Below are 7,201 nucleotides of genomic sequence, written 5' to 3'. Positions count from 1 at the left end.
GGCGTCGTCCCCGCCGTGCCGCGTCGCGAGCTGCACGCCGCCCGCCGCCGCCAGCGCGCGGGCCGCCTCCGCCGCCGCCGGCCGGTCCCGCGGCCGCTCGGCGAGGCAGCGGCGGCAGAGCGCGGCGACCTCGTCCGGCACGTCCGGCGGCAGGGACGGCGTCGACACCGGCAGCCCGGTCAGCGACTCGTGCAGGACGACGCCCAGCGAGAACACGTCGGCGGCCGCCGTCGGCGCCGCGCCCGTCAGCAGCTCGGGCGCGACGTAGGCGGGCGTGCCGAGGACGGGCCCGCCCGGCGTCGCCGGACCGGTGAACGCGATCCCGAAGTCGAGGACCTTCACCCCGACCGGGGTCAGGAAGATGTTCGCGGGCTTGACGTCGCGGTGGACGATCCCCGCGGCGTGCGCGGCGGCCAGCGCGTCGGCCACCCGCGCGCAGACCCCGGCGGCCTCCCGCCAGGGCAGCGGGCCGCGGGCGAGGCGCGCGGACAGGCTCTCCCCGTCCAGCAGCTCCATGACCACGTAGGGGACGGTCCGCGTCCGGCCGTCCTGCTCGCCGTAGTCGTACACGCCGGTGATGCTCGGGTGCGCGAGCCCGGCGGCGGCCTTCGCCTCCTGGCGGAGCCGCCGGGTGAACTCCTCCGGCCAGCCGTCCTTCGGCACCTTGACGGCGACGGCGCGGTCGAGGACGAGGTCGACCGCGCGCCAGACGGTCGCCATGCCGCCCGCGCCGAGCGGCCGTTCCAGGCGGTAGCGCTCCCCGAGGCGGTCGCCCGGGGCGACGATCTCGGGCATGGGGAGCAGCCTATGCCCGCGGTCAGGGCACGAGGTACCGGCTGTCGCGGGCGTCGGTGATCGCCATGTGGCCCGGCGCGTGCCCGATGGCGAACTTCGGCCGGGACGCCGCCACCGCCGCCTGCGGGGTCACGCCGCACGCCCAGAACACGGGGACCTCGTCCACGTGGACGTCGACCGGCTCGCCGTAGTCGGGCCGTCCGAGGTCGTCGATGCCGAGTTCGACGGGGTCGCCGACGTGGACGGGCGCGCCGTGCACGGACGGGTACCGCGCCGTGATCCGGACGGCGTCCGCCACCCGCGCGGCCGGGACGGGACGCATCGACACGACGAGCGGCCCGCCGAACTCCCCGGCGCGGCGGCACATGCGGTTCGTCCTGTACATCGGGACGTTCCGGCCCTGCTCGACGTGCCGGACGGGCACGCCCGCGTCGAGCAGCGCCGCCTCGAACGTGAAGCTGCACCCGATGAGGAAGGAGACGAGGTCGTCCCGCCAGTGCCCGGTGGCGTCGCCGACCTCGGCGACCGGCTCGCCGTCCTCGTAGACGACGTAGCCGGGAAGGTCGGTGCGCAGGTCGCCGGAGAACAGCGACGCCGACGTCCCGCCGGGCTCGGTGACGTCCAGGACGGGGCACGGCTTCGGGTTGCGCTGGGCGAACAGCAGCAGGTCGTAGGCGTGTTCGCGGGGCACGGCGATCAGGTTCGCCTGCGTCCAGCCGCGGCACCAGCCCGCGGTGGGGGCGCGGAGCCCGGCGCGGAAGAGGGCCCTCGCCTGGCCGGGCGACAGCGCGCTCGGATCGATCGGGGCGGTCATGACTCCCCCCGGTGCCGGACAGGGTGTCGGCGGACGCGGTGGCCCCCGAACCCGATCCCGATCGCCGCCGCGTCCGCGGGGACACCGGGCGGCCGGCCGTCCACGGGCCGGAGCGAGTCCGGGTCTGCGGCACCCGACACCCCCACGCCGAGTGCCGCATGACCCGGACGCCCCAGGTACCGGACTGTCGCCAGCGGCCCTGTAGGGGGAACGCGCGGCCCCGGGCGCATGGTTCCCGGACGCGCCAGACTTTTCGCGCTATGTAGGGGAATCAGCACACCATCCCTCATTTCCACAGGTCATCGAGGTCGGAGAGGGCGTTCCAGCCGAGGTAGAGCGACAGCAGCCACGCGGCGGCGCCGAGGGCGAGCAGCCAGACCGGGTAGCGGTAGCCGCCGAGGAGGTCGCGCCGCCGCCCGGCCGCCCAGAGCAGGACGCCGAGCCCGAACGGCAGGATCATCCCGTTCAGCGCGCCCGCGAGGACGAGCAGCTTCGCCGGGGCGGTGCCGATCAGGAGGTAGATCGCGGCGGAGACCGCGATGAACGCCACCACGAGCCGGTTGCGGTGCCGCTCGACGAACGTCGAGAACGACACGAGGAATGACACCGAGGTGTAGGACGCGCCGATCACCGACGTGATCGCCGCCGCCCACATGATCACGCCGAACAACCGCAGCCCGGCGCCGCCCGCCGCGTGCTGGAAGGCCGACGACGGCGGGTTCTCCTTGGCGAGCGTCACGCCGCCCGCGACGACGCCGAGCACGGCGAGGAACAGCAGCACCCGCATCAGCCCGGTGACGAGGATGCCGGTGACCGCGCTGCGGTTGATCTCCCTGACGTTGTCCGCGCCGGTCAGCCCGGACTCGATCATGCGGTGCGCGCCCGCGTAGGTGATGTAGCCGCCGACCGTCCCGCCGATCAGGGTGGTGATGACGAGGAAGTCGACGGTCTCCGGCGCGACGCTCTGCCGCAGCGCGTCGCCGAGCGGCGGCTCGGACACGAACGCCACGTACAGGGTCAGCAGGATCATCGCGGCGCCGAGCACGATGACGATCCGGTCCATCGCGACCCCGGCGCGACGGCTGAGGAAGACCGCGATGGCGACCAGCGCGGACAGCGCGCCGCCGAGCTTGACGTCCAGGCCGAGCAGCGCGTTGAGCCCGAGCGCCGTGCCCGCGACGTTGCCGATGTTGAACACGAGGCCGCCGAAGACGTCCAGCGCGGCGAGGCCGTAGCCCGCGCCGGGCAGGACGCGGTTGCCGAGCTCCTGCGCGCGCATGCCGGACACGCCGACGACGCGCCACACGTTGAGCTGGATCGCGATGTCCGCGAGGACGGACACGAGGATCGCGAACGCGAACGCGGCGCCGAGCTTGGCGGTGAACACGGTGGTCTGGGTGATGAAGCCGGGGCCGATGGCGCTGGTCGCCATCAGGAACATCGCGCCCGCGAGGGCGGCGCGGCGGGAGCGGGCGGGGGGCGAGGGGGGCTTTTCCAGGGTGGTCCGGTCCGTCATGGGGGCTGACCTTCCAGGGGTGCGGCCTTTCGGCCAGGGTAAGGATTGTTCAACAATCCTTCAATCCCTTTGTAGGGTTATTTCCGCCGCCGGTGGGATACGCTGGCCGTTCACCGACATCGACGCGTGGCGTCCCGCCGCCACCGGGAGGGCAGGCCGATGCCGACGCAGGAGTCGTGGCTCGACGAGATCGCGGCGGCGCGGCACGAGCTGGATCGCTCCAGCACCGCGGCCCGGGTCGCCGACCTGCTCCGCGAGCAGATCACCGACGGGCGGCTCGTGCCCGGGGCCCGGCTCCCCGAGGAGGACCTCTGCCGCGCCGTGAAGGTGTCGCGCAACACGATGCGGGAGGCGTTCCGGCTGCTCGTCCAGGAGCGGCTGCTCGTGCACGAGTTCAACCGCGGGGTGTTCGTCCGGCGCGTCACCGCCGAGGGCCTGGCCGACCTGTACCGCGTCCGGCGGATCCTGGAGTGCGAGGGCGTGCGGTGCGCGCCGGACGCCTCCGCCGCCGCGCTCGCCCGCGTCGAGGCGGCGGTCGCGGACGGCGAGCGCGCCGCCGCGGCGGGCCGCTGGGCCGACGTCGGCACCGCCGACATCCGCTTCCACCGGGCCCTCGCCGGGCTGGTCGGCAGCCCGCGGGTGGACGAGATGACCCGGCACCTGCTCGCCGAGATGCGGCTCGTCTTCCACGAGATGGGCTCGCCGCGCGAGTTCCACGAGCCCTACCTCGCCCGCAACCGGCGCATCCACGACCTGCTGGCGGCCGGCGACCCGGCGGCGGCCGAGCGCGAGCTGCGCTCCTACCTGGACGACGCCGAGGCGCAGCTCACGAGCGCCTACCTCGCGAAGGGCTAGCCGCCGGGGTCAACGGCCGGGCGCGTAGTTCATGACGTGGTCGTGCAGGAGCTGCGGCGCGCGCGGGTCGCGGCGGCGGAACGCCTCGATCAGCTCGGCGTGCTCGGCCGACTTGGAGTAGATCTCCGTCTGGTGCAGGCGCAGGGACAGGGTCGTCCACAGCTCGATGCCGAGGCCCTCCCACACCGAGACGAGCAGCCGGTTTCCCGCCGACTCGACGATCTCGCGGTGGAAGGCGATGCTGAGCCGCATCTGCTCGACGAGGTCGCCGTCCCGCGCGGCGGCGGCGAGCCGCCGGTTGTGCTCTTCGAGGGCGTCCATGCAGTCGCCGAGGCGGGGCAGGGCGAGCTCCACGGCCGTCCGCTCCAGCCCGGCCCGGACGGGGAAGATCTCCGCGAGGTCCCGCTCGGTGAACTCGCGGACGCGGGCGCCCCGGTTCGGCAGCGACTCGATCAGCCGCTGCGCCTCCAGCTGGCGCAGCGCCTCCCGGACGGGGCCCTGGCTGACGCCCAGCTCGGCGGCGATCCGGCGCTCGACGACGCGCTCGCCGGGCTCCCACCGGCCGGAGCTGATGCCGTCCACGATGAACTCGCGGATCTGGTCGGCGAGGCCGGTGCGGAGCAGATGGGCTGGGGTCGGCGCGTTCACGCACGACATGTTAGACGCCACGTCGGTAAGTAAGCCTTGACGGATAGAATATGATCGATCATAGATCAATGATGATCGGGTGCGTCGTGGTGATCCTATGGCGCTGCCCCGGACAGAGGAAGGCCGCCGATGACTGAGACCGTCCGATCGGCTCCCCGAGCCGCGCGACCGAGGACGCGCGGCGCGAAGACCCCCCGGCCGGAGGCCGCCGCGGCGGCGGCGCCCGAGGTCCCGGCGGCGGACGCCGACACGCTCGTCGGCTACTACCGGCAGATGCTGCTGATCAGGCGGTTCGAGGAGCGGGCCGCCCGCGCCTACACCGAGGCCAAGATCGGCGGCTACTGCCATCTGAACCTGGGCGAGGAGGCCACGGTCGTCGGGTTGATGGCGGCCCTGCGCCCCTCCGACTACCTCTTCACGAACTACCGCGAGCACGGCTACGCGCTGGCCAAGGGCATCGGCGCGGACCGCGTGATGGCCGAGCTGTACGGGCGGTCGACCGGCGTGTCCAAGGGGTGGGGCGGGTCGATGCACCTGTTCGACGCCGAGGCGCGCCTGCTCGGCGGGTACGGGATCGTCGGCGGCCAGGTCCCGCTCGCGGCGGGCGCGGCGCTCGCGGTGTCCTACAAGGGCGGCGACGAGGTCGTCATGTGCCACATGGGCGACGGGACGACCGCGATCGGCGCGTTCCACGAGTCGCTGAACATCGCGGGCCTCTGGGACCTCCCGGTCGTCTTCGTCGTGATCAACAACGGGCTCGGCATGGGCACCACGGTGGAGAACTCCTCCGCCGAGCCCGAGCTGTACCGGCGCGGCGCCGCGTACCGGATGGAGAGCGCCCGGGTGGACGGCACCGACGTCGTCGCCGTCCGGGACGCCGCCCGCCGCGCCGTGGAACGCGCCAGGTCGGAGAGCAAGCCGTACCTGCTGGAGACGACGAGCCCCCGGCTGAAGGGCCACTCGGTCGTCGACCCGGCCCGGTACCGGTCCAAGGAGGAGAAGGAGGCCCTGAAGGCCGCCGACCCGCTGGCCCGGATGGCGCTGGAGCTGGAGGAGGCCGGGATCCTCTCCCACGACGACCGCGACAAGCTGGACGCCGAGGTGACGGCCGAGGTCGACGCCGCCGCCGCGTTCGCCGACGAGAGCCCGGCGCCCGACGTGTCCACGCTGTTCGACTACACCTACGCCACCCCCGTCCCGGGCGAGCTGCGCAGGCTCCCCGCCGACCCCGTATTCGGCTCCTGAGAGGCACCCCATGGCAACCGTGACCTACCGCCAGGCCCTCCGGGACACCCTGCGCGCCGAGATGCTCCGGGACGAGAACGTCTTCCTGATGGGCGAGGAGATCGGACTCTTCGAGGGCTCCTACAAGATCACCGAGGGGCTGCTGAAGGAGTTCGGGCCGCGCCGCGTCCGGGACACCCCGATCGCCGAGGAGGGCTTCGTCGGCGCCGCCATCGGCGCCGCGATGCTCGGCCTCCGCCCGGTCGTCGAGATCATGACGATCAACTTCTCGCTGCTCGCGCTGGACCAGATCGTCAACCACGCCGCGAAGATCTACGGGATGTTCGGCGGGCAGGCCAGCGTGCCGATGGTGATCCGCACGCCGGGCGGCGGCGGGCAGCAGCTCGGCGCCACGCACTCGCAGAACGTCGAGCTGTTCTACTCGTTCATCCCGGGGCTGAAGGTCGTCGCGCCGAGCACGCCCGCCGAGGCGTCCGCGATGCTGAAGGCCGCGATCCGGGACGACGACCCGGTCCTGTTCCTGGAAAACCTCGCGCTCTACAACACGAAGGGCGAGCTGCCCGTCCCCGTCGAGGACGTCGAGCCCGCCGAGATCGGCCGGGCGGGCGTCGTCCGCCCCGGCGCCGACATCACGATCATCGGCTACTCGCGGATGGCGCGGGTCGCCGCCGAGGTCGCCGAGACCCTCGCCGCCGAGGGCGTGTCCGCCGAGGTCGTCGACCTGCGCAGCCTGCGCCCGCTGGACCGCGCCACGATCGTCGAGTCGGTCCGCAAGACCGGCTGCGCGGTCGTCGCCGAGGACGACTGGCTCACCTACGGCATCGGCGCCGAGATCGCCGCGACGATCCAGGAGGGCGCGTTCGACTGGCTGGACGCGCCGGTCCGCCGGGTCGCGATGGCCGAGGTGCCGCTGCCCTACGCCAAGTCCCTGGAGTCGGCGGCGCTGCCGTCCGCCGAGTCCCTGCTCACCGCCGCCCGCGACACGCTCCGCGCGACCGGCCGTGTTCTGGAGAAAGCCTCATGACCGACATCCTCATGCCCCGCCTCTCCGACACGATGGAGGAGGGCGTCATCAGCTCCTGGCAGAAGCAGCCGGGGGACGAGGTCGCGGTCGGCGACGTCATCGTCGACATCGAGACCGACAAGGCGGTCATGGAGTACGAGGCCTACGAGGCCGGGGTCCTGGAGAAGATCCTGGTCGCGGAGGGCGAGACCGCCGCGATCGGCGCGCCGATCGCCGTCCTCGCCCCGGTCGGCGGCGCCGCCGCCCCGGCTCCCGCCGCCGCCCGGCCGGAGGCCGAGCCGGAACCGGAACCGGCACCGGCGCG

The 7,201-nt window shown here is 73.4% G+C and carries 8 protein-coding genes; 4 read left to right on the top strand and 4 right to left on the bottom strand.

Annotated features, from left to right (window positions below):
* The 3 genes from ACH01S_RS41540 to ACH01S_RS41530 form a co-directional block, all read right to left on the bottom strand.
* Positions 1-795 (bottom strand): serine/threonine-protein kinase (locus tag ACH01S_RS41540; RefSeq protein WP_157406372.1); only part of this gene is annotated, 795 nt, incomplete at its 3' end.
* A 22-nt stretch (positions 796-817) separates the two neighbouring features.
* Positions 818-1,609, bottom strand: coding sequence for a putative hydro-lyase (locus ACH01S_RS41535; RefSeq protein WP_067905809.1), 792 nt, complete (start codon positions 1,607-1,609; stop codon positions 818-820).
* A 286-nt stretch (positions 1,610-1,895) separates the two neighbouring features.
* Positions 1,896-3,125: an NRAMP family divalent metal transporter gene (locus tag ACH01S_RS41530; protein WP_067905807.1), complete on the bottom strand. Its 1,230-nt coding sequence runs from the start codon at positions 3,123-3,125 to the stop codon at positions 1,896-1,898.
* 159 nt (positions 3,126-3,284) lie between these two features.
* On the opposite strand from ACH01S_RS41530, the gene ACH01S_RS41525 reads away from it, so the two are divergent.
* Positions 3,285-3,980: a GntR family transcriptional regulator gene (locus ACH01S_RS41525; protein WP_067905805.1), complete on the top strand. Its 696-nt coding sequence runs from the start codon at positions 3,285-3,287 to the stop codon at positions 3,978-3,980.
* Between the two features lie 9 nt (positions 3,981-3,989).
* On the opposite strand, the gene ACH01S_RS41520 is transcribed toward ACH01S_RS41525, so the two are convergent.
* Positions 3,990-4,628, bottom strand: a complete 639-nt coding sequence (locus tag ACH01S_RS41520; protein ID WP_246237009.1) for a GntR family transcriptional regulator — start codon at positions 4,626-4,628, stop codon at positions 3,990-3,992.
* 129 nt (positions 4,629-4,757) lie between these two features.
* On the opposite strand from ACH01S_RS41520, the gene pdhA reads away from it, so the two are divergent.
* From pdhA to ACH01S_RS41505, 3 genes are all read left to right on the top strand, one after another.
* Entirely contained in the window at positions 4,758-5,873 is a 1,116-nt protein-coding gene (gene pdhA / locus ACH01S_RS41515; protein ID WP_067905801.1) for a pyruvate dehydrogenase (acetyl-transferring) E1 component subunit alpha, read from the top strand.
* A gap of 10 nt (positions 5,874-5,883) precedes the next feature.
* Positions 5,884-6,897, top strand: coding sequence for an alpha-ketoacid dehydrogenase subunit beta (locus ACH01S_RS41510; RefSeq protein WP_067905799.1), 1,014 nt, complete (start codon positions 5,884-5,886; stop codon positions 6,895-6,897).
* Positions 6,894-7,201 (top strand): biotin/lipoyl-containing protein (locus ACH01S_RS41505; protein WP_303621485.1); only part of this gene is annotated, 308 nt, incomplete at its 3' end. The genes ACH01S_RS41510 and ACH01S_RS41505, both read left to right, overlap by 4 nt.

This window comes from Actinomadura chibensis NBRC 106107 (assembly GCF_001552135.1).
Lineage (GTDB): Bacteria > Actinomycetota > Actinomycetes > Streptosporangiales > Streptosporangiaceae > Spirillospora > Spirillospora chibensis.
Note: the sequence above shows the minus strand (reverse complement) of the source record. Positions and strands in the feature narration are given on the sequence as shown.

Coding starts and splice junctions, on each gene's coding strand:
- ACH01S_RS41535 (WP_067905809.1), bottom strand. CDS start 1,609: ATGACCGCCCCGATCGATCCGAGCGCGCTGTCGCCCGGCCAGGCGAGG.
- ACH01S_RS41530 (WP_067905807.1), bottom strand. CDS start 3,125: ATGACGGACCGGACCACCCTGGAAAAGCCCCCCTCGCCCCCCGCCCGC.
- ACH01S_RS41525 (WP_067905805.1), top strand. CDS start 3,285: ATGCCGACGCAGGAGTCGTGGCTCGACGAGATCGCGGCGGCGCGGCAC.
- pdhA (WP_067905801.1), top strand. CDS start 4,758: ATGACTGAGACCGTCCGATCGGCTCCCCGAGCCGCGCGACCGAGGACG.
- ACH01S_RS41510 (WP_067905799.1), top strand. CDS start 5,884: ATGGCAACCGTGACCTACCGCCAGGCCCTCCGGGACACCCTGCGCGCC.